Consider the following 21,306-nt stretch of genomic DNA (forward strand, 5'->3'; position numbering starts at 1 on the left):
CGAACCAGCCGACATACAGTCGGTTGTCGGTGCTGGTTACCCAGTTGCAAAACTGCTCCCACACGTTGACGCTCTCGCGTCTCTGTAAGGTCGTAGTCATAGTGGTAATAAGTCCGTTAGGGTTTGGATGAGTGCCGAGGCACGGGGATAATATGTTTTTACTTTAGCCGACTTGTGAAGGAATGTAAAGAGTCGTCAAGGATCATCTTACTACTGAGATCTGTTTGAGCTTGTAGGCAGACCGATTGATAGCCCTTGAAATTCTTACGTTTGAACCCCCACCGAGGATAATATCTATGTAAGGTTGGAATGCGAGGTCTATGAAAGAGCGATTACTTCAGTGGCTTAATGTGGCGTTAATGTGGGATTTGTTTCTAGTGTTGTTTAGTTTTGTATGGCTTGCGATCGCAGTCGCTGGTCGTGCCGCAAAGGTGCCGCTTGGGCTTGATCTCTGGTATAAGCTTTGGGAGCCTGTTTTTACTCCAGCACTGGGTATTTTGATGGCGGGTGCGCTTCTAAGTGGTGCAATTAGTTGGGTTGCTAAGCGCTGGGGCGATCGCTCGACTAGCAACCTTTAAACCGCATACAGTATGTACGTCTCGGACTCAAGCGTCAGCAGGCTGGATGATAAGTTTGTGTTTTAACTGCCTTCCAACTTTTAAGAATGGGCTGGTGGATTAAGCACTATCACTTCAGACTGCGCAACGATGCCTATTTACTCCAAAATTTCTGTCACTGCCTGCGTTACTGTTGGGTACTGATACTGAAAACCAGTTGCCTGAGTACGTTTTGGCAGTACTTGTTGACCTTCTAATACAACCTTTGCGCCATCGCCTAGTAGTGCTTCAAGGGCAAAGCCAGGCACAGGAAGCCAGGAGGGGCGCTTTAGCAACAAACCTAAGGTGTTAGCAAATTCAGCCATACGAACTGGGTTTGGAGCCGTTGCATTGTAAACGCCTGAGATATTGGTATTGGTCAAGGCTTGCAGGATCAGACTCACCAAGTCTTCGCGGTGAATCCAGGAGAACCACTGCTTACCCGTGCCAATCGGTCCTCCAGCAAAGAGCTTGAAAGAAGGAATCATCTTAGCGAGCGCTCCACCATCACCTAGCACAATACCGATGCGTAGAATGACCAGCCTTACGCCAGCTTGCTCTACCGTCTGCGCTGCAAGTTCCCACTCCTGGCAAACTTGAGCCAGAAAATCGTCACCAGGAGCACTGGTTTCATCAAACGTAGCAGTTTCGCTAGTGCCGTAATAGCCGATCGCAGATGCATTCACTAGAACAGAGGGTTGAGGAGTCGTCTGGGCAATCGCCGCAACCAATGTTTGCGTTCCCAGTTTGCGACTATTAAGAATCATCTGCTTGCGCTCTGGTGTCCAACGGCTTTCGGCGATCGGTTCGCCTGCTAGGTTTACTACCCCATCACACCCTGAAAGTGACTGTTGCCAGTCACCGAGCTTCGTTGGGGTATAACCAACTGTCTCGACTTTGGGAAATGCGGCAGCTGGAAACACCTGCAAAGCTCGTTCAGGGTTGCGGACCAGCGCTACCACTGTATGTCCATCTGCGTGTAAACGCTCAATTAAGCGACTGCCAACAAAGCCTGTTGCACCCGTAATAGCAACTTTCATGCAAAACCTCTGTGTGCGATCGTAATGGCAGTGAGAGAAGAACTAGTAGCCCTTTGAAATCTCGGCATCAAGCCTGAGCAAGTAGCGTAAAGACTGCGGTTTCAGTATATCGTCCTGCAACCTTTTGAAAGCCGTCGTGAGGCAGAATCGCAGTCAACTCGCGATCACACAGCAATTTCTACTACAGTGAAAGCATACAGACTCTTTCATGCATTTGCTCTGATGACTGCGCCGCTCTGGTTCTCTACTGTGCCACCGCTCTGGCTACAAATTGCGATTACTGGGGCATGGATTGGCTTGCTTGGCTTACTAGCAGAATGGCTGCACCGCTACACTGATACAGGCTCAGAAGTGGTTCGAAAGGTGGTGCATATTGGCACTGGTAACGTCATTTTGCTAGCGTGGTGGCTTCATGTGCCCGCCTGGTTAGGCATTGGCGCATCAGTTGTGTTTAGCGCGATCGCCTTTCTTTCCTATCGCTTGCCCATCCTGCCCAGTATTAATGGCATTGGGCGCAAGAGTCTTGGCACCTTTTTTTATGCATTGAGCATTGGCATTTTAGTTGCCTGGTTTTGGTCAATTCAGCAGCCACAATATGCTGCTTTGGGCGTGCTGGTGATGACGTGGGGTGATGGGTTGGCAGCCTTAGTTGGTCAGCGCTTTGGTACCCATTCCTATAAGCTTTGGGATATGCAGAAAACTTGGGAAGGATCACTAACGATGGCGATCGTAAGTGCTCTTGTTAGTTTTTTAATTTTGCTGGCTGTGCAAGGCGCAATCTGGCAAACCTGGTTGATCTCACTCGTTGTTGCGATCGTGGCGACTGGGCTGGAAGCCTTCTCAAAATTTGGGCTTGATAATTTGACAGTGCCGCTGGGTAGTGCCACACTCTGTTTTGTCCTATGCCAACTGCTGCTGTAATAGCAGACTGTTGTTTTAAGAGTTCTTTGAGAAGCTAGAACTTTGTATGCTATGACGATCACGAATCTGCTTGCGTTAGCCCTGCCATGTGCCTATAAAAATACTTCTTACTGCGGCGGCAATGCGGTTCAAGTCTTCATCTAACAAGGGTGGCCAGGCAACTCCCGATCGCAGACCGCGTTCAAACTGCTGACGACTCTCACTTGCTAAAAGATAGAGTGAGCCAACCAGTTCTCGCTCAAATACATCTGCCTCTCGCAGTGCTTCAAAAACGACTTTGAGCGCTAATAAGAGCGATGTAATTTGACCAGGGATCGGCGGTTGCCCTTGCTGCAAGCGCACAATCAAGGCATCGGGATTCTGCTCGGTTGCCATCCCTTGATTAACCAGCAAACTTCGAGCCGTTTGGTAATCCACAAAAAATAAACGAAGGGCTTGCTTGATGGTTGGAGCCCAGGCTAGACAGAAATAAGTTAGCCTGGGTGCCACGTTTGGTTACAAGGTCAGTTAGTTGAAGCTAAACACCAACGACAGCAGGTTCAGCCAACCACCGTCCAGTCGCTTTACCAATGACCGAAAGCTCCTGCATCAGACGATCGAAGCGTTCGGGCGTGAGCGATTGCGGACCGTCAGATAAGGCTTTTTTGGGGTTTGGATGCACTTCAATCATCAGAGAATCCGTACCTGCTGCGATCGCTGCCATTGCCATCGATGGGACATACTCTGATCGCCCGGTGCCGTGGCTGGGATCAATCATGATAGGCAGGTGAGTCAGCGATCGCAGTACTGGGATCACGGATAGATCCAAAGTGTTCCGTGCATATTGGTTATCAAAAGTACGAATGCCACGCTCACAAAAAATGACATTCGGGTTTCCAGCAGCGAGAATATATTCGGCTGCCATCAACCATTCTTCGATCGTTGCTGACATCCCCCGCTTCAATAGCACTGGCTTATCTTGAGCGCCAACCTTTTTCAGCAACGAAAAGTTGTGCATATTACGGGCACCAATCTGAATCATGTCAGCGACTTCGCCCACAAGCTCTAAATCGGCTGCATCCATCAATTCTGTGATAATGCCCAGACCTGTTGCCTCCCGTGCTTTTGCCAGCAACCCAAGCGCACTTTCGCCATGTCCTTGAAACGCATAGGGCGATGTACGAGGCTTATAAGCACCACCACGAAGGAACTGTGCGCCTGCTGCTTTGACCCGTCGCGCTGTCTCGACGATCATCTCCTCATTCTCTACGGAGCAAGGACCTGCCACCACTACAAGAGGATGCCCTTCACCAAAGACAATATCTCCATTGGGAGTCGGGACAACAACCTCGCTAGATTCACCATGACGATACTCTCGACTGGTGCGCTTGTATGGCTTCTCAACCCGTAGCACCTGCTCAATCCAGGGGCTTGACTCCTGAATCTGAAGCGGGTCCATCTCAACCGTATCGCCCACCAAACCGATAACAACTTTATGCTTCCCAACGATTTTTTCTGGATTCAAGCTCCAGCTGGAGAACTCGTCAGTGAGGCGAGTAATTTCGGCTTCTGGAGCGCCAATCTTCATAACCACAATCATTGGTTTACGTTCCTGCTGGTAAGTGAATAGATGGGTTGCGTGACAAAAAACTGGGCAGGCGCTGCAAGAGAGCCTGGGGCAATGTATAAAACGTACGCTAGAGCAAACTAAGCGAGCTGCTTTGGGAAAATCACTTTAATGCTAATCATGGCTCAAATAGTCGACATGATGCCACCTAAAAACTGGCAGGAAGTCAACACAGAAGACATGAGCAGACTAACAAATTTTTATCTGTATGTCGTAAATGATACTTTTCTTAAGGTTAAAGCTACCTTTCACAGCGATCTCCGCACTAGTCATTAATAAAAATGACTCGATCGCTACTTTAGGTTCAATTACCTTCTAGCAGTGTCAGCCAAATGACTGAAAGCAAATAGAGGCTAAGGATAACGGATCAATCTTCTTTAGCGGCTTTAGCCGTACGCCAAGAGTCTCGAAGTCGTCCAAAGTTGAGCTTAAAATCATTCCATCCAATCAAGTTGCCAACCCGTTCTTCGTCCCAAGAGGCAGAAAGAGGACCGTAGCTCAAACCCAGCACACCTAGACCAAAAAAGCCAAGGCTGACCAGCAAAACTGCAGCGGTCGGCGGATGGAACACATCGTTGGCGATCGCGAGATAGCTTACAACAAACGTCAGCAGTGCTAAGACACTTGGTACGCCACAATATAATGCCGCTCGGCTGACCATACGACGGCTTACAATCTCGGGAATGCTTGATGGCGTAGATGCACGACTGGAACGCCCTTTCGTTGCCTTTGGTATGCTTTGGGGAGTCTTGCTCTGCGCAATAGCAGTGGTGGCAGTCGGCTTCGATGCCTTTTGACGCACTGGTTCAAAAGGCAACTGATTCGCCGAGTCCACTTCCTTGCTAGTAGAAGTGGCATTAACCTGATTTTTCTTTTTCTTCGCTGCCATAAAGCAATCCCTGATTGAGCTGCGAACAGTTAACCGCGAACGCCTAGCCGTGTAATCAATGCCCGATAACGAGCATTATCTTGCTTCTGAATATAGGACAGAAGGCGCTTTCTAAGACCAATCATCCGCAATAAACCTTTGCGAGAGGCATGGTCTTTTTTGTTGGTCTTGAGGTGTAAGCTGAGGCGGTTGATGCGCTCGGTAAGCATAGCAACCTGGACATCCGCAGAGCCAGTATCGGTTTCATGAACCTGATAGTCAGAGATGAGTTCTTGTTTTCGCTGTTGCAGCAGAGGCATAGCTCGTGTCTTTTCCTGGTTGATATAGGGTCGCAGCTTATGATCTTACCATAGCCTTTTCATTGAGGCAGCAAGTTTTTGCAGAGGCAGCATGAACTAACGTGTAGTGTAAAAGGAAAAAATAATATTGTTTCTTGATTAGTAAACGAACAGTATGAGCAGAATTGGCTTTTGGCTTGTGTGGATTGGGTTTGTGACATATGCCTTTTTTCTAGCTCCACCCGATCGCCCCGATACCTTCGATCTCATTAAGCACCTTGCAACTGGGCAGATTGCAGGCATCAATCCACTGATTGTGGCGCTGTTTAATCTGATGGGCATCCTACCAATGCTTTATAGTTGTCTGCTGTTAATTGATGGCAGGATGCAAAAAATTCCGGCTTGGCTGTTTGCAACGGCATCGTTTGCTGTCGGCGCGTTCGCGATCGTGCCTTACCTAGCATTACGAGAGCCAAACGGAACCTTTAGCGGTAAGAAAACGTGGTGGCTCAAAGTTTTGGATTCGCGGTGGCTAGGGCTGGCGTTAGCGATCACTACGCTCGGCTTGCTGTTCTACGGCATTAGTCAAGGCGATTGGACAGACTTTGGGGAGCAGTGGCGATCGAGCCGCTTTACTCATGTAATGAGCCTGGATTTTTGTTTACTTTCCGTGCTGTTTCCAGCGCTGTTGCGCGATGATATGACGCGACGTGAACTTACAGACGATCGACTGTTTTGGGCAGTGGCATTGCTGCCTCTACTGGGCGCGATCGTCTATCTAGTTCTACGTCCACCGTTACAGGAGCAGCCCGAAAACGCAGTATCACCTCAGCCCAACTACCGCACATCGCCATAAATCATCTTTTAAGGGGGTGAACGTAGCAATGTTTGTATGGCTGAAAGGCAAGATAAACGGTTGACGCTTCAGTAAAGGATTGGGGACCAAGCAAGAGCAACCACTTCAAGTCATGTTGCCAGATAGAGTGTAGACGCATGGGACCGCCTAAGAGCGGCTCACAATGCAAAGGCGGCAACGCTGCTACACCCCTGCAGCGTATTTGACACAAAAGGCGATCGCTAGCTTGATTTAGTTTGTGTCCCTTAAAGTCGATCAACAACGCTCAGTAAGGTTTCGATGCTGGCGTTTTGATCCAGGAATGAGAAGACGTGCTTGTAGCGTAGTTGCCCGACCTTATTCAACACAAATTGAGCTGGAAGCGGTGCGCCAAGAGCCTGCCCAGTCTGATAATCACGAAAACTTTTACAGCTTGAGTCGCTTAAAAGAGGCATTTTTAAACCCAAATCTTTGACAACCGTTTTGCTTTGCTTTGGGTCAGTGCTTGTAATCAGCAACAGTTCAACATCACGATCGAGAAAGGCTTCGTACTGCTCATTCAGCGCCTTGATGTGCGGAAAGCAAAGCGGGCAGTACTGCTTTTCAGTAAAAATGCGCGTAAACGCCAGCACCACGGGTCGCCGTCGTCGAAAATCTGTCAGTTTAATCAATCGCCCGTTGGTAACATCCGGCAGCTCAAAATTGGGCGTAATCATGCCTTTTGCCAGCGTATTGGTAGCAGGAATCGGCAAAAAGTTATTGAAAAAACGCTGATTTAGCAGCCCGCTAAAATCCGTAGAAGTCAGCATGAAACGGTGATAAGACTTGATACAACATTTCAACTAATTATAAAAGGCAAAGTCCATAGCCGCCTGTCTACTAGGAAACAAGCATCGGCTACGGACTCACCAACAAACACTAAGCTTTAACAGCTACACCGCTGCAAAGTATTCTTTTGACTTCTTCGGGTCAGGGCTCATTGTTGCTTCACCAGGCTTCCAGCCAGCGGGGCAAACTTCATCAGGATGAGATTGCACATACTGAATTGCTTGTAGAGTCCGCAAGGTTTCATCAACGCTACGACCAAATGCCAGATTGTTGATGGTGGAGTGTTGAATCACACCATCTTTATCAATCAGAAACAGACCACGTAGAGCAACGCCATCCTCGGTTAAGACGTTATAGGCAGTGCTGATTTCTTTTTTAAGATCAGATACTAACGGGTAATTTAGATCGCCAACACCACCACTTTTGCGATCGGCTTGAATCCAGGCAAGATGGGAAAACTCACTGTCAACTGAAACACCCAGCACTTCAGCACCAATCTGCTTGAATTCATCAAAGCGATCGCTGAACGCTGTAATTTCAGTAGGGCAAACAAAGGTGAAGTCGAGCGGATAGAAGAAGAGTACAACGTACTTGCCACGGTAGTCAGACAGCTTAATCGTCTTAAACTCTTGGTCTACCACAGCTGTCGCCGTAAAATCGGGAGCGGATTGCCCGACGCGCAAGCATGCTTCATAAGTCATGAGATATACAGTCTCCTTACATTTAGGTTTATTGGGTGCGTCTTGATCTTTTCAGCGCCTTTGGCTCGCAGAAAAATTTGTAAAGTTAACCCAGCACTGATTCGGTACGCACAACAACCGATAACTTAAGAACTGTTAAGACTATATCATAGTCATAACGATTTTGACTAAGACATTACTGCAAGCAAAGGAATAGTGGTTGACCTTACCTCTGTATTCCACGGCACGTAGTTCATCGATAGTTTAAGCGTTTGTATAAATCAGTTTACAGGCCCTCAAACTGGTTCCTGTTTAGGGTAGAGCTAAGGATGAACTCGCTAAATATCCTGCTTATAAGCCATGAGGTGAGCTGTAAGAGCTACCTATTTGGAGAGATGCTTAAGCAAAAGAAAACTGCGACCGTAATGCAACCTGTCCGCAGCTCTAAATTTAAAGCAAGATAAGAGCGTTTAAAGAATGGGAACACTGACAAAGAGGATGTAGCGTATCAGACCACTTAAGCTCGTACAAAGTTAGCACTCTGAGGGATAGGCTCGTGCAGGCGACGAAACAGCAGCAAATCTTGGGTTACTTCATTGAGGAAGCAAAAGAGCACCTCGATACGATCGAGCAGGGCTTGTTAGATCTACAAGCCACAATGGGCGACACCGAACGGCTTAATGAACTGTTTCGTGCCGCTCATTCCGTCAAAGGCGGTGCTGCCATGTTGGGCTTTAACAGCATTCATAAAGTAGGGCATCACTTAGAAGATTGCTTCAAGCTACTGACTGACGACCCTGTGGCGATTGACCAACACTTGGAGAACCTGTTTTTGCAAGGGTTTGACATTCTTAAAGAGCTGGTCGAAGGTCTGCAATCGCCCTATGGGTTACGAGAAGAAGATGCCGCTCAGACAGTGCAGGCAGCGGAACCAACATTTTTAGAATTACAAACTTATCTCAATCGCCTGGTACAAGCAAGCAAGACAGCGTCTAAACCAGCAGCACCTGCGGCTGCAAACCCAGAGCTAGCGAATCGGCTCAACGGTGCCCTGAAAATGATGCTGCAACTGTTCAAGCAAGGGGATACGCCAGCCAATCGTCAGCAGCTTGCAACGCTATGTAGTCGGATGGTGCAGCTACATAACGCACCTGAGTGGCGCAAACTGTTGCAAGCAGTGCATGGTGCTATTGTCGGTCGTAATGCCTATGCAACGCTGGCTCCATTGGTCATCAAGGAACTTAAATTAGCTGGTGATCTACTGATCAGCGGCAAAGCGAATGGAATTGCTCCTAGCAGCGCATTGCAGCAGCTTCTTCCGACTGTAACCTCTACACCAACCGCAAAAGCAGTACCGCAACCCGTAACCCAACCTGCCCCAGTTGCTGCACCACAACCGATGGCACGCGAGGCGATCGTCACCAAAACTCAGCAAATTACCATTCCTGCTGAACCAAGAGCCGCTGCTAAAGCGCTTTTAGAAGCGTTTAATAAGGCGCAATTGATTGAGTTGGCAGAGTTTTTAATGAAAGCGCTTCAATGAGCAGCAGTCATAACAAGTGACAGCCAGCAGCCAGTAGATAGTAGAAGCTTTAACAGGATGGTTTGCCTCCAGAAGTCCAGTTCCTGGAGGTCAAAAGGCGAGAGGCTAAGATACGCTAACGCTTACTTTAGCGAGCAGACACTAATGCACAGTTTGTATTTAGTTCGTTAGCAGGTGGTACTAGCGCAACAACATGCGGTACAGGGCGGGGCGTGTAGCCTACTAATGAAGCGCCCTTGTAAGCAAGGGATGTACTGGCACCGGAATCAAGCATGACAGCATGACGAAAGCCTGCTTTGGCTAGCGCTGCTCCTAAATCGACTGAACCAATCGGCTCGGTAGACACTCCAATTTGAGGTTGACCCGCCTGGTTAATGCCCCAAAACGCGCGATGGCGTAGTTCGTTCACGCTATACAGACGACCAAAGCGCTCAAGTGGCTGTGCTTGACCATTCTCGACTAGCCAGCCTGCTGCTACAAACGCATCTGTAACATTGGGCAGTTCGGCTTGAATGCTTTCGAGCGTATTGTGTTTTTTGTGGTCAAACGGCACAAACTTGACCGCTGTCGGGCTTATCAGCACCAAGGGACGCTGATCTAGAAACGGAATTTCGCCCCGCTTACCAGGAATGAAGGTGCCTTCTGACTGGCTAAAGACCGGACCCAGCATCGCATTGGAGTCTAGAAACTCTAGCGAGAAGAAGCCTCCATCAACAGCAGCGATCGCTTCTGTGCCTTCTAAAATTTCTGGCACTTGAGCACGTGTGCGAGCATGAATTGTAATGGGTTTGCCACCTGAAACAAAGATAAATGGCGTGTTGTCGATCGTTGCATCAGTACGGGTGACCGGTGCTGTAAAGTCGAACGACTGGCTCCAAGAAGGCAGTTTGGCTCCGCCCCAGGCGACATCTAACATCTCTAGCAACCGCGATTGCCCAACACGCCCGATCGTTAGCAAATTGTCTGATTTCCCTGCAAGACGCTCATCGTTGTCATCCATAGTTAGTGCGGCTGCATAACCCGCTTCTTTTACGGCTTCAACAGCTTGAGCATCAAACTTGCCTTCGGGATAAGTGAAATAACGCACGGGCACACCCAACTCTGTTTCCAGAATGCGCTTCGATTCTTGGGTTTCAAGCTGAAGCTGCTCTTTGGTGAGACCTGACATCACCTTGTGAGTAACACTGTGAGAAGAAATTGTGACCAGCGGGTCTTTTGCCATTTCCCGCAGTTGCTCCCATGTCAAGCTCGATCGCCCGATTTTTTTGCCAACTTTAGTTGTGTAAATTGCAAAGACAGCCGGATAGTTATATTTCTTCAGCAGCGGATAAACGTGCTCGTAATGTCCGCTGTAGCCATCATCAAACGTCAGCAGAATCGGTTTTTCGGGCAGGGGAAGCCCCGTCCGCAGATGTGTGACCAACTGATCCATTGTGATCGGTGTCACGCCCTTCTGTTTAATTTCCTGGAAGCGCTGCTCCAATTCTTCAGGGGTGACATCAAAAAAGACCTGTTTTTCTGGAAGGATGTCGTGATACATCACCACAGGCACCTTGGCTGAACGTGCGCGTTGATGAATATCTGGGAATGCGGGTGCACTTAGATAGGCAAGCATCTGCGGTGCTATGCTGCCAAACAGCGTTTCGATACCGATCGCAGGCTGCTCAATCATTGCTGCTGTTTGAGTGACATCGCTGACAAATCGAGTTAACCCAATTGCCTGGGTAGCTTGTGTGGGCTGGCAACTCATCGGCAATAGCCCTGACGGTTCCTCAGTAGAAGGGGCAGTATCCGGTTCGTATGACCAGGCTGGGCTAAGAAACCCTATAGAGAGCGGTACGATCACTGCCAAACTGCCGACCCAAAACCCTAACTTTTGTCTGTTCTGCACGACATACCCCACACACATAGATTTCAAACCATTAACAAGATCCAGCACTTAGCAATCGTTTTTCAATCTGACATTGCTTCCATCCGGCATGGCTGCATAAAAGTATGCACAGTTCTCTGGCATTACTTAAGTGTCCTAATGTTTGTACCCTTCTACTGCGGTGGAAGAGCCTCTAGAAGCCTGTCCCACTATTCTCTGCAAAAAGTCTACAGGTTAGTCTCACACTCCGTATTTAGAGTGAGCTACGCTCTCAATCTCGCGTTCACGCGCTAGAGCAGTACAGCCATTACTTTTAACAGTCATTACTTTTAGCAGTGGACAACGTGTTGAACCAGGGATCTTAAAATGCCCTTGCTATATCTATCTTATTTCTGCGCGTTTGTCAGGCTTTTCAACTATTGTTGCAAGCAGAAATAATCAAGTAGGAGGACTTCATTTTCTCTGCTCTTGCTCTCAAGGGCGAAGTGTCTCCTAGTGATGGTTAGGATGGAATGTTTGAATTAGGACTTACGCAAAAGCTACTGTAAGAGACAGCTTTTTGAGTTACTGACAGTGGTCATCATCAAGTAAGCCATGTTTAAGTTGAGCCATCGTCTGATGGGCTGGGTTGGCAAGAGTGTGGAGACAGACCCAAACGAGGACGGCACAGCCAAGATAACTGCGCTAAATCCGTGCTTTGCAGCAGTGACACGCCTCTCAACTCGTCATCGGTTTACCTTCGCGGTGCATGGCTCAAGCTCCCTACGAAAGCCACATGCCTGTGGTATTGCCTCGGTCGCCCGTTGATCTCAAGCGTTCGTGACAACGACAGCCGTAAAGCGGGTAGACACCATAACCCAGCAACCCCGTCCTTTATGGTCTTTGGGAAAGCTTTTGATGTTCACAACTTTGCCCTGCTCCAGTTCGGTCGCACTTCAAGGTAGGACAGTGACTCGTTGGTAGGGCGGTTGTCCCCCAGAATCATCGACTTGGCGATTAGCTTCCGGGGGCAGTAGTAGACTTTCTGCATTATGGCGTCTCTCATCCCTTGACTCTAGCGATCTTTCGTTAGCTTGGAGTTCCCCTCTCTCTTCGCCCTGCGTAAGTCCTATAAGTATGATTGAGCAGTAATACGCTGTTAGCCGTGCAAAAATCCGGCTAGTATGGATAAGCTGATTTCATATGAAGCGCTCAACAGTCGCTTTTAGACCGAGCCGATTGCCGCATCAAAGCCTCTACTGTGAGGTGACGCTGACGGAGACAAACACCTTACGTGATGTAGAGATACAGAGCGATCGTTGCTTAGGGAGAAGCGTTTGCAGAGCGAATTTCCTCTTTTGCTGCCCCCAGTAATATTGCCAGACACACCGATCCAGCAAGTTGCTCCGGCGGCTCTGGCATATTTAGGAGACGCTGTTTACGAACTTTATATCCGCCGTGCTTACCTGATGCCGCCCAAACGGCTCCAGGCTTACCACAATCAGGTTGTCGCTCAAGTGCGGGCAGAACGTCAGGCTGACCATCTACGATCGCTCCTACCCTTGCTTACAGAACCGGAGCTAGAAATCCTGAAACGGGGGCGCAATGCGGCAACTGGACATCCTAAGCGGGTTGAACTCAACGTCTATCAACAGGCGACCAGTTTGGAAACCTTGATTGGCTATCTTTACCTAACTGACCTACAACGGCTAGCACATTTACTGGCACAACTAGAACTTGAGCCGTCTGCCTAGCTGCTAGCAAGCTTTAACTTTAATCAGGCGACTCCAACCCTTAGGATCGCTCATTCGCTACCCCCCCTGCAACATCATGGCTGCCAAAGAACATCATTCCGATCCCCAACCACGAGCCTTACCGACCCGCGCTGCTAAAGCCCGTATTAAACCAGCAGCGAAGGGACATCCTCAGCCTGCCAAAGCTGGTAAACCGCGGTTAGCGCGAGCAGCCAACGTCGATTTCAATGCTGACAAACCGAGACCGAGCCGGGAAGCAAAAACTGATTTCAAATTTGATCGACCACGACGCGATGCAGATCGATCGACATCAGATCGACCACGACGTGACGTAGAGGCTGGCTCTAGAGCAGATAGACCCCGACCATTGCGGTCAGCCGACAGTGACTTTAAAGCAGGTAAACCGCGACGCCATGAAGGTGCTGACTTTAAAGCCGAGAGACGATCAGACCGACCACGACCAGACTCAGAAGGAAGGAGGAGCGGTCGATCGGACCGACCACAACCATCACGAGAAGGAAACAGGGAACTGCCAGGACGACGATCGGGAGGACAGTCACGTTCGCCACGCTATGAGTCGTCCCGTTATGACCAGTCTGCGTCCCGCTCTCAGCGATCGCTGCCACCTGTTGAAGCAAAGCCATCTGGGTCAGATTACGCTCCCGAGAACGCTGTGCCAACATCGTTTGAAGAAGCCGATTTGATTTACGGTCGTCACCCTGTTCTGGCAGCACTTGAAGGGCAGCGATCGCTCAACCGCATCTGGATTACAGCCAAGCTCCGCTACGATCATCGTTTTCACGATTTGCTTGGTCAGGCAAAAGCCAACGGTACTGTCATTGATGAAGTAGAACCGCAGCGGCTTGACCAGCTTACCTTTCGAGCCAACCATCAAGGCGTGGTAGCTCAAGTTGCGCCTCATGCGTACATGGAGCTGTCAGACCTAATCGAGCAAGCAAAAGTAGCATCCGATCAACCCGTACTAATTGTGGCAGACAGTATTACTGATCCCCATAATTTGGGTGCCATTATCCGTACAGCCGAAGCACTAGGTGCACAAGGTTTAGTGATCCCACAGCGACGTGCGGTTGGAGTTACCTCTACGGTTGTCAAAGTTGCTGCTGGAGCGCTAGAAACCTTCTCAGTAGCACGAGTTGTCAATCTAGGTCGCGCTTTAGAAGAACTGAAAACTGCAGGCTTCTGGATTTACGGCACAGCTAGCGGCGGTAGTCAGGCACTGCATACTGTCAAGTTTTCGGGGCCAGTGGTGCTAGTAGTGGGCGCAGAAGGCGAGGGGTTAAGTATGTTAACTCAGCGCGCGTGCGATAGTCTTGTCTCCATTCCACTAGGTGGACATACACCCAGCTTGAATGCTTCAGTTGCTACAGGCATGGCACTCTATGAAATCTTTCGCCAGCGCTGGTCGAATACGCTGCACATAGATACAGTAGAAAAAGAAATGCGGTTGAAAAAATAAGCTGCGAACGATACGTTAACCTGTAGAGTTTCAGCTACAGGTTGCTTGAATGGCGCTCTCGGACACTTTTGTAAACTAACAGTAGATGAACAGAGACTTGAATGAATGAGCTTTTGACTAATCTGTTAAATTTGTTCGGGCTAGCCTGGTGGGTTGAAGTGATTACAGAGACACCTAACTGCACCTACTACTTTGGTCCTTTCCTAAGTGCAAAAGCTGCTACCGCTGCCAAAAGTGGCTACGTAGAAGATCTGGAGCAGGAAGGTGCCCAGGGTATTAAAGTTACGCTTAAGCGCTTTAAACCAACGATGCTAACGGTGGCTGATGATTTGGGGGAGAAGCCTAGCCAGGGAACCCCACGCCCACTGCGTGGTCAATTCCAATAGGTTCTCTGGCATTGTTAGTTTCTTGATGCTTAGTGAGTGGCTGCAACTTGAGGCAACGGCGTCTTCTGCAATAGCTAGACGTTGGTGATCGCCTCTGCCAGCAGCCATCCTCCCGATGTATTTATACTCCCCAGCACTTTCATTTGCTGTTTCGGCATCGTAGCTAGAAACTGTTGATTGACGTGGTGGTCTAAGGTGACAAGCTTTAACGCCTGACCTTGAAGCGCGATCGGTGCTGTTACCAGCAGTGTGTAAGTTTGTTCATCATTTTTTTGGAAGGTGCCGTAAACGTCGAGTGGGGCAGAAGCTCTGGCAGATACCGATGATAGTGGCTGTGGACTGCTTGCAGCATTGCCTACGGTTCGCCTTGAGCAGTAACCATCCGCGGGATATGCCTCTGGGTGATCAAGATAGTAGCGCTGCCAGTAGCGCCAATCGGGGTCACTAGTAGGCAAGTTCAGTAGAGGAATGACAGCAGCGGGCGCGATCGTGTCATTCAACAGCGCCTCTTGCAGCAAGCGGACGTTCAACTCACGGGGCTGACAGTCCTGTTCAGCACAAAGCGCTGCCGCCATACCGACCGCCTGCCCAATCCCCAACACAAGTGGCTGTAAGCGCGTTGCACCATTTGCCATGTGGGAAACAGAAAGATTTTTTTCACAAGCTAGTAAGCCATCGGTGCGGATGGGCACTAGCGATCGATAGGGGATCGTAAAGGGGGTTCCTGTCCAACGACCGCCCCAGCGCATCGACTTTGGTTTCAGCGCAATGTCGCCGCTAGGGTAATGGTGGTCGTTTGGATAATTACCAACGGCGATCGCATCACAGACATTCTCTGCTTGCACACAGCCCTGTGCTGAAACTGTGATAGGCAGTGGCGCAACACAGCCCTTATTGAGAGGTAGAATATCCTGCTCACGTAGGGTAGTTAAGCCTTGTATGCGCCGACTTTCCCGGTAATACGGATGCAGCGCATATGCTCCACCACCAAGACTTGCAGTTCTTTCCCCGACAGGAAAAATATCTGTTGCTAACCCGTAACGACGACCGAGCTGCATCTGGATAAAGCGGGCAAAGCTTTGTGTATGCCATAGCGCTTCACACAAAAATTCCCGACGCTGTTCGGTGGAAAGCAGGCGATCGACCCCTTCGCCATAATCATTTCCCTTGATGGGCCAATTGATCATGAAGCGGTTTCCGGGCAAGCGTCCGTAGTTAAGAAAGCGATCGCCACCATAGTTATCCCACGCACCCGCAAAGCGATCGGGATTATCCATAGGCGGAGGCGGAATCTCCGGAGCTGTCTCGCCCTCACCATAGTCCTGCATTACAACGATCCATGTTGGAGCCTGTACCGGATACTGTTGCGTCAATGAGTTTCGATGAAGCGGAGCACTAGGTTCGCTAAACTCTGCTTGTAGCTCCCACCCCCAGCGATAAGGCACCTCACCAAGAGCCAGCAAATCTCCCAATTCAGTGCCATCGATCGTCAGCTTGGCGCGAACTGTGTAGTCCTGAAAAGCAACTCCAGAAACACGGTTCTCCTGTACAAAGACAGCTTCTGGCGTTTGCCCTGCGATCCACTGGAGGTTGGGTAAGGCAGCAACCCAATCGGCAAAAATTTGAGCGCCCACGCGGGGATCGTAAGTAAAGAAGCTAACCCAGCTGTGGTTTAAACCCTCTGGTTGTCGTCGCGTTAGTTCTTGCAGAAAAGCGCCCCAGATACCCGTTTGTAAAGCTATTAACTCATTGCCATCGGGGGCTGCCACGCCTGCACTCGTTAGCATTCCGCCCAGCCAAGAAAACTCGCTAACTAGAATTGTCTTGGCGCCCCGTCGTGCGGCTTGAATCGCTGCTGCTGTACCGCCCGTGCCGCCACCTACGACTAAAACATCGGCTGTTAGTTCTTGCATTTCAAGCACTTTAAAGAAAGACCTGTACCAAAACCGCTTCCGTGCACCGGAGTATTTCTAGTTTTCGCCAGAGACGTTGGAGTTTCAGGGTTTTCGGCTGGCTGGACGTGCCTACGAAGCCATCCTTCCGAATGAGCAGGGTTGGCGTCGGAGTGAAGAACTTAAGCTCTACCTCGGCATAAATGCTAACCAGTTGCGCTACTTCACGGTTAGGGTGAAATAGTGCCAACTCTTCCAGAAGCGATCGCTTAGGCAAAAGCAGAAGCACACCAAGCTCAGGCAGAAGCAGACCAGGCAAAGCAGGAGCTAGAACAAGAGCGTTTAGCTAAGTCCCAAGCTCAGCAAAAGGCAGAACAGCTAGCAGAGCGCTTCTAAGCGCTAGGAATTGAGCTGGACTAGTGCCTCAGGTAAATTCGTTAGGCTCTGCTGATTCTGCCGCCGCACTTTTGATTGTTGCTGCTGGGAGCGCTGCATTAGTTGCCCCCTCCAAATGATTGCCATAGTGCTCTGCGCCAACACTCTTAACCTGCTTCATCAGGCTTGCCATTTCCAAAGCGCTCATGGCATAGTTCCAGCCCAGATTGCTTTTAATGCCAGCTCGCTCTAGCGCTTGTTGCATAGTATCGGTCGTCAGCACACCAAAAATGACTGGCACACCAGTTTGAAAACCAATGGCAGCAATGCCTTTAGACACTTCTGCTGCCACATAATCGAAATGGGGTGTTTGCCCTTTGATAATGGCACCTAAACAGACGATCGCATCATAGCGGTTTGTTAATGCTAGTTGACGAGCGACTAGAGGCACTTCAAAGCTACCAGGTACCCAGGCATAATCAACCTGAGTACCGTTAGGATCGATGTCGATGCCATGTCGCTTGAGGCAATCCTGACAGCCCTCTAGAAGCTTGCTCGTGACCAAATCGTTAAACCGACCGATGACGATCGCAAACCGCATTCGATCGGTGTGAGTGAACGTTCCTTCAAAAACTGCCATGCTGCTTAACTTAAATGTTAGAAACCCGTCCTATCAGCTTAAAGCTTACAAAGCTGTTGCTTCTAGCCGATAGGCGTATGCTGATCTTAAGCGAGTGTTTTTATGGTGGAGGATCGTTAACACGCTAGAAACAATTAGACAACGAGGTAGTTTAGTCCTCCGACCAGCAGCACCAGCGCTGTCCACAAAGCAGAACCAAGCAGAATAAGACGCTTGGATTGATCCCAGTTTTGCGGCGTTGCCAGAGCGACAGGCGTGCCCACAACCAAGATGAACGACAAAATCACTAAAGCAGCCAGGGAAATCTGAAAGACGATGGTCATAATTTCCGCTTCTCCGATACGGGGATAGAGTTAGACAACGTAAGGTTATGAATGCAGGCGATCGCACTTACTCCCTTGATTAGTAAGCTATCAGAAAACGGTACACAGAAGATGAAGGCTCAAGGCTAAAGGCGAGAGGCTCAAGGCTAAGTTTTTATACTTCATGCTTTAGCCGTTCCACCTTACTTCTCCCTTACAGCTCAAACCCCTCCCCTTCATGGATCTCATTCTTTGCCACACGACTGCTGATTTCGACACGCTTGGTGCTGCCGTTGGGTTGTCACGCTTGCTGCCAGGGTCGCGGATTGTGCTGGCGGGTGGGGCACACGCTGCTGTACGCGATTTTCTGGCGCTGCATCGTGATGAGTATGCACTGATCGAGCGGCGATCGGTGAACCCAGACCAGATTCGGACGATTGCGGTAGTCGATACCCAGGTGCGCGATCGGCTGGGAGCAGTAGCAGAGTGGCTGGCGTTGCCCGACATTACGATCGCTGTATACGACCATCATCTTGGTATGGAGTCTGATATTGCCGCCACACAGTGTCATGTAGAAGCGGTTGGCGCAACAACAACGCTAATGGTGGAACAACTTCAGGCACAACAGCTCACACCGACTGCTGCTGAAGCCACTGTTATGGCATTGGGTATTCATGTTGATACTGGATCGCTAACGTTCGACCAGACTACGCCACGCGATGCGAGAGCATTGGCATGGCTCATGGAACAGGGAGCCAGTTTGCGTGCGATCGCCCACTATGCCGAACCTGGACTCGCCCCTGCCTTACAGCCATTGCTCACAACAGCACTCCATGACTTGCAAACAGAAACCGTTAGGGGCAGTACGATCGGCTGGATCATCTTAACGCTGGACAGTTTTGTGCCGGGATTGTCGAGCCTGGCATCCCATCTGATGCAACTAACGGATGTAGATGCGTTGCTGCTAGCGGCTCACTACGCTAAAAAGGCTGCTGATCACTCCCCTACAAATGAGTCTTCAGATAAGCAACGGTCAGAGGAGCAACAGGCAGATGATCAACAGGCAGGTGATCAACGGTTAGAGGAGTATAACGAGCGTGCCTTGACGGTGATTGGGCGCTCGCACATTGATGGGACTGATTTGAATGCTCTCTTTCAGCCGATTGGAGGTGGCGGGCATCCCCGTGCGGCATCGGTTAACCTGCATCAAGTGAATCCAGAGGCAACGCTGGCGCAACTGGTGACTCAGCTTAAAGCGCAGATTCCGCAGCCACTTACTGCCAGAGTGCTCATGTCGTCGCCTGTCCGCACCATTCGTCCCGAAACGTCGATCGCAGAGGCACAGCGGCTGTTGATACGTTATGGTCACTCTGGCTTGTCCGTTGTTAATGAAGCAGGTCAGCTTCTTGGCATCATTTCACGACGTGACCTGGATCTTGCCTTACATCATGGGTTTAGCCATGCGCCTGTCAAAGGCTACATGACTACCAACCTCAAAACCATCGCACCAGACACATCATTGCCTGCGATCGAAGCGCTAATGGTGACCTATAACATTGGTCGTCTGCCCGTCCTAGATCAGGGGAACCTCGTCGGCATCGTCACGCGCACCGATGTGTTGCGTCAGTTGCATCGACAGGATGGAGAGCGAGGGAGATGGAGAGAGGAGGGAGACAAAGAGAGAGGAAAACGCGGCGATGTAGAGCCGCTGCCAAGTAAACTGCGATCGACACTCGACGAGCCAAAATCTCTTCTTGCCGCGTTGCGCCACTGCCTTAAACCTGAACTTTGGCAAGTTTTGTCTGCTGCTGCTGAGGAAGCTGAACAGCAAGGATGGCATCTCTACCTGGTAGGGGGAGCCGTGCGAGATTTGCTGCTGGCGATCGCAAAAGGCACGGCACTGCAAGGAGGCCTGCTGCTAGAAGACGTAGATTTAGTCGTTGATGGCTTTCATCGTGCGGCAGTAGTAGGAGCAGGTGTTGCATTGGCAAAATCACTCCAGACCCATTACCCAACCGCTCGTTTAGAGATTCACGGCAAATTTCAGACGGCTGCTTTGCTCTGGCATCGTGACCCAGTGCTTAAATCTCTTTGGGTTGATTTTGCTACCGCACGCACCGAGTTTTACCCCTACCCTGCCGCAAACCCAGAGGTAGAATCCAGTTCTATTCAGCAGGATCTCTATCGTCGCGATTTCACCATTAACGCGATGGCAATCCGTCTGACAGAACCCTGCGCTGGAGAAATATTGGATTTTTTTGGCGGCTTGCTTGATCTACAAGCCAAACAGATTCGCGTCCTGCATGCTAACAGTTTTATTGAAGACCCTACTCGCATCTACCGTGCTGTGCGGTTTGCAACCCGCCTGGGGTTTCAGCTTGATGCTCAAACGGAAAGCTATATTCGCTATGCGATCGCCAGCGGCATCTATAGCCAAACCCAAGTCCAAAGCCAAGATCAACAAAGGCACCATCAGTCGTCTCAAGTACCCGTTGCTACGCCTGCCCTGCAAACTCGCCTTAGAGCAGAACTCAAGTACATTTTTCAATCACCCTACTGGCAACCTGCCCTACAAACGCTAGCGGAATTAGGAGCGCTTCAGTGCCTTCATCCGACGCTAGCGATGGATGCTGACCTTTGGCGACAGCTACGGTGGGTCGATCGTGGGCTGAAGTGGCTAAAAAGGCAGAAGGCAGAAGGTAACGTTGTTGACTCCACAGGCGAAGCAGGAGCTAATGACGTTAGAAGAAGGCAGAAGGCAGAAGCAACCTCAAATTTCCATCCTTCTGCCTTCTGCGCTCCTCTCTCATCCTTTCCCCCCTCCTGGCTCGCCTTACTCGAAGTCCTTCTCGCTCACCTTGCGCCAGAGCATCGCAGTGCTGTTGCCACCAACCTTCAGCTACCGATCGATAGTACGGAGCGTTTGCAGCAATTAGAAACGGCTCAACTGACATTAACGGCAGCATTGCCTGCCTGTCAGCGTCCCAGCGAGATTGTGCAGTTGCTCAAGCCCTATGATTTGTGGTTGTTAGTGTTAATTGCCGTGCGTAGTGAGCGATCAACACCAGCACCAAGCAAGACAGGTTCACCCCGCCGCAAAATTTGGCAGTATCTCACTCACTGGGTTGCCGTCAAACCGCCCCTGGACGGCAAGGATCTCAAAGCCCTGGGCTACAAACCAGGTCCGCAGTTTAAAGCCATTCTAGAAGCATTAGTTGCTGCCACGCTGGATGGCGTGCTTTCTAACCATGCAGAAGCAGAAGCGTTTGTAGCGGAGCGGTTTGGTGAAGGATGAGAAAGTGTTTGTAAATGCTGGTTAAGCAGGTTTCAAGTTCCTCGTTCGTCGGTTGTTTGTTAACCGCCTCAGCATCAACCGAATCATGACCACATAAACCATGCCTTCATGATTTTCAGG

21 protein-coding genes are annotated in these 21,306 nt (G+C 49.9%); 9 read left to right on the plus strand and 12 right to left on the minus strand.

The features are described 5' to 3' along the window. Positions 1-320: 320 nt before the first annotated feature. Positions 321-578, plus strand: coding sequence for a hypothetical protein (locus H6F86_RS23405; protein ID WP_190451826.1), 258 nt, complete (start codon positions 321-323; stop codon positions 576-578). Between the two features lie 137 nt (positions 579-715). Here the strand turns inward: H6F86_RS23405 and H6F86_RS23410 are convergent, their stop codons facing one another. Then, complete coding sequence (locus H6F86_RS23410; RefSeq protein ID WP_190451828.1) at positions 716-1,636, minus strand: TIGR01777 family oxidoreductase; 921 nt, start codon at positions 1,634-1,636, stop codon at positions 716-718. Positions 1,637-1,858: 222 nt separating this feature from the next. Here H6F86_RS23410 and H6F86_RS23415 point away from each other — a divergent pair, with 222 nt between their 5' ends. Beyond that, positions 1,859-2,557 carry a diacylglycerol/polyprenol kinase family protein gene (locus H6F86_RS23415; RefSeq protein WP_190451831.1) on the plus strand — a complete coding sequence of 233 codons (699 nt, stop codon included), beginning with the start codon at positions 1,859-1,861 and terminating at the stop codon, positions 2,555-2,557. Between the two features lie 75 nt (positions 2,558-2,632). Here the strand turns inward: H6F86_RS23415 and H6F86_RS23420 are convergent, their stop codons facing one another. The 4 genes from H6F86_RS23420 to rpsO form a co-directional block, all read right to left on the minus strand. Beyond that, complete coding sequence (locus H6F86_RS23420) at positions 2,633-2,974, minus strand: Dethiobiotin synthetase (RefSeq protein WP_190451832.1); 342 nt, start codon at positions 2,972-2,974, stop codon at positions 2,633-2,635. Positions 2,975-3,074: 100 nt separating this feature from the next. Further along, positions 3,075-4,136 (minus strand): 3-deoxy-7-phosphoheptulonate synthase, encoded by a 1,062-nt coding sequence (gene aroF, locus H6F86_RS23425; RefSeq protein WP_190451833.1) that lies wholly within the window; start codon positions 4,134-4,136, stop codon positions 3,075-3,077. Between the two features lie 394 nt (positions 4,137-4,530). Next, entirely contained in the window at positions 4,531-5,052 is a 522-nt protein-coding gene (locus H6F86_RS23430; protein WP_190451834.1) for a PAM68 family protein, read from the minus strand. A 29-nt stretch (positions 5,053-5,081) separates the two neighbouring features. Then, positions 5,082-5,351, minus strand: a complete 270-nt coding sequence (gene rpsO, locus H6F86_RS23435; RefSeq protein ID WP_190451837.1) for a 30S ribosomal protein S15 — start codon at positions 5,349-5,351, stop codon at positions 5,082-5,084. A 154-nt stretch (positions 5,352-5,505) separates the two neighbouring features. Between rpsO and H6F86_RS23440 the strand changes: the two genes are divergently transcribed. Then, positions 5,506-6,186, plus strand: coding sequence for a DUF2834 domain-containing protein (locus H6F86_RS23440; protein WP_190451838.1), 681 nt, complete (start codon positions 5,506-5,508; stop codon positions 6,184-6,186). 245 nt (positions 6,187-6,431) lie between these two features. On the opposite strand, the gene H6F86_RS23445 is transcribed toward H6F86_RS23440, so the two are convergent. Next, the gene (locus tag H6F86_RS23445; protein WP_190451839.1) at positions 6,432-6,974 is read right to left on the minus strand and encodes a redoxin domain-containing protein; all 543 of its coding nucleotides are present in this window, start codon (positions 6,972-6,974) and stop codon (positions 6,432-6,434) included. Between the two features lie 123 nt (positions 6,975-7,097). After that, positions 7,098-7,694: a peroxiredoxin gene (locus H6F86_RS23450; protein ID WP_190451840.1), complete on the minus strand. Its 597-nt coding sequence runs from the start codon at positions 7,692-7,694 to the stop codon at positions 7,098-7,100. 535 nt (positions 7,695-8,229) lie between these two features. Between H6F86_RS23450 and H6F86_RS23455 the strand changes: the two genes are divergently transcribed. Continuing rightward, a complete protein-coding gene (locus H6F86_RS23455) occupies positions 8,230-9,216 on the plus strand; it encodes an Hpt domain-containing protein (protein WP_190451841.1) in 987 nt (328 codons plus the stop codon). Positions 9,217-9,343: 127 nt separating this feature from the next. Here the strand turns inward: H6F86_RS23455 and H6F86_RS23460 are convergent, their stop codons facing one another. Beyond that, positions 9,344-11,155, minus strand: a complete 1,812-nt coding sequence (locus H6F86_RS23460; protein ID WP_347240981.1) for a polysaccharide deacetylase family protein — start codon at positions 11,153-11,155, stop codon at positions 9,344-9,346. Between the two features lie 525 nt (positions 11,156-11,680). Here H6F86_RS23460 and H6F86_RS23465 point away from each other — a divergent pair. The 4 genes from H6F86_RS23465 (at position 11,681) to H6F86_RS23480 (ending at position 14,682) form a co-directional block, all read left to right on the plus strand. Next, complete coding sequence (locus tag H6F86_RS23465) at positions 11,681-11,893, plus strand: hypothetical protein (protein WP_190451842.1); 213 nt, start codon at positions 11,681-11,683, stop codon at positions 11,891-11,893. Between the two features lie 509 nt (positions 11,894-12,402). Beyond that, positions 12,403-12,819 carry a ribonuclease III domain-containing protein gene (locus H6F86_RS23470; RefSeq protein WP_242033655.1) on the plus strand — a complete coding sequence of 139 codons (417 nt, stop codon included), beginning with the start codon at positions 12,403-12,405 and terminating at the stop codon, positions 12,817-12,819. 619 nt (positions 12,820-13,438) lie between these two features. Continuing rightward, positions 13,439-14,296, plus strand: a complete 858-nt coding sequence (gene rlmB, locus H6F86_RS23475) for a 23S rRNA (guanosine(2251)-2'-O)-methyltransferase RlmB (protein ID WP_347240984.1) — start codon at positions 13,439-13,441, stop codon at positions 14,294-14,296. Between the two features lie 101 nt (positions 14,297-14,397). After that, positions 14,398-14,682 carry a DUF1816 domain-containing protein gene (locus H6F86_RS23480; protein ID WP_190451847.1) on the plus strand — a complete coding sequence of 95 codons (285 nt, stop codon included), beginning with the start codon at positions 14,398-14,400 and terminating at the stop codon, positions 14,680-14,682. A 74-nt stretch (positions 14,683-14,756) separates the two neighbouring features. Here H6F86_RS23480 and H6F86_RS23485 read toward each other — a convergent pair whose 3' ends face one another. The 4 genes from H6F86_RS23485 to psbZ form a co-directional block, all read right to left on the minus strand. After that, a complete protein-coding gene (locus H6F86_RS23485; protein ID WP_190451849.1) occupies positions 14,757-16,595 on the minus strand; it encodes an FAD-dependent oxidoreductase in 1,839 nt (612 codons plus the stop codon). A 10-nt stretch (positions 16,596-16,605) separates the two neighbouring features. After that, on the minus strand, positions 16,606-16,893 hold the full coding sequence (locus H6F86_RS23490; RefSeq protein ID WP_190451851.1) for a hypothetical protein: 288 nt from the start codon (positions 16,891-16,893) through the stop codon (positions 16,606-16,608). A gap of 105 nt (positions 16,894-16,998) precedes the next feature. Further along, the gene (gene ribH, locus H6F86_RS23495; protein WP_190451853.1) at positions 16,999-17,589 is read right to left on the minus strand and encodes a 6,7-dimethyl-8-ribityllumazine synthase; all 591 of its coding nucleotides are present in this window, start codon (positions 17,587-17,589) and stop codon (positions 16,999-17,001) included. Between the two features lie 134 nt (positions 17,590-17,723). Next, positions 17,724-17,912, minus strand: a complete 189-nt coding sequence (gene psbZ / locus H6F86_RS23500) for a photosystem II reaction center protein PsbZ (RefSeq protein WP_190451855.1) — start codon at positions 17,910-17,912, stop codon at positions 17,724-17,726. A 217-nt stretch (positions 17,913-18,129) separates the two neighbouring features. Between psbZ and H6F86_RS23505 the strand changes: the two genes are divergently transcribed. After that, the gene (locus H6F86_RS23505) at positions 18,130-21,186 is read left to right on the plus strand and encodes a CBS domain-containing protein (protein WP_190451861.1); all 3,057 of its coding nucleotides are present in this window, start codon (positions 18,130-18,132) and stop codon (positions 21,184-21,186) included. The last annotated feature ends 120 nt before the right edge of the window (positions 21,187-21,306 follow it).

This window comes from Phormidium sp. FACHB-592, assembly GCF_014695795.1.
In the GTDB taxonomy this organism is placed as follows: Bacteria; Cyanobacteriota; Cyanobacteriia; order Leptolyngbyales; family Leptolyngbyaceae; genus Stenomitos.

Bases quoted from the DNA above. Each gene is read 5' to 3' on its own strand.
- rpsO (WP_190451837.1), bottom strand. From the start codon at position 5,351: ATGCCTCTGCTGCAACAGCGAAAACAAGAACTCATCTCTGACTATCAG.
- H6F86_RS23485 (WP_190451849.1), bottom strand. From the start codon at position 16,595: ATGCAAGAACTAACAGCCGATGTTTTAGTCGTAGGTGGCGGCACGGGC.
- H6F86_RS23430 (WP_190451834.1), bottom strand. From the start codon at position 5,052: ATGGCAGCGAAGAAAAAGAAAAATCAGGTTAATGCCACTTCTACTAGC.
- H6F86_RS23465 (WP_190451842.1), top strand. From the start codon at position 11,681: ATGTTTAAGTTGAGCCATCGTCTGATGGGCTGGGTTGGCAAGAGTGTG.
- H6F86_RS23440 (WP_190451838.1), top strand. From the start codon at position 5,506: ATGAGCAGAATTGGCTTTTGGCTTGTGTGGATTGGGTTTGTGACATAT.
- ribH (WP_190451853.1), bottom strand. From the start codon at position 17,589: ATGGCAGTTTTTGAAGGAACGTTCACTCACACCGATCGAATGCGGTTT.
- psbZ (WP_190451855.1), bottom strand. From the start codon at position 17,912: ATGACCATCGTCTTTCAGATTTCCCTGGCTGCTTTAGTGATTTTGTCG.
- H6F86_RS23415 (WP_190451831.1), top strand. From the start codon at position 1,859: ATGACTGCGCCGCTCTGGTTCTCTACTGTGCCACCGCTCTGGCTACAA.
- H6F86_RS23410 (WP_190451828.1), bottom strand. From the start codon at position 1,636: ATGAAAGTTGCTATTACGGGTGCAACAGGCTTTGTTGGCAGTCGCTTA.
- H6F86_RS23445 (WP_190451839.1), bottom strand. From the start codon at position 6,974: ATGCTGACTTCTACGGATTTTAGCGGGCTGCTAAATCAGCGTTTTTTC.
- H6F86_RS23480 (WP_190451847.1), top strand. From the start codon at position 14,398: ATGAATGAGCTTTTGACTAATCTGTTAAATTTGTTCGGGCTAGCCTGG.
- aroF (WP_190451833.1), bottom strand. From the start codon at position 4,136: ATGATTGTGGTTATGAAGATTGGCGCTCCAGAAGCCGAAATTACTCGC.
- H6F86_RS23450 (WP_190451840.1), bottom strand. From the start codon at position 7,694: ATGACTTATGAAGCATGCTTGCGCGTCGGGCAATCCGCTCCCGATTTT.
- H6F86_RS23405 (WP_190451826.1), top strand. From the start codon at position 321: ATGAAAGAGCGATTACTTCAGTGGCTTAATGTGGCGTTAATGTGGGAT.
- H6F86_RS23505 (WP_190451861.1), top strand. From the start codon at position 18,130: ATGGATCTCATTCTTTGCCACACGACTGCTGATTTCGACACGCTTGGT.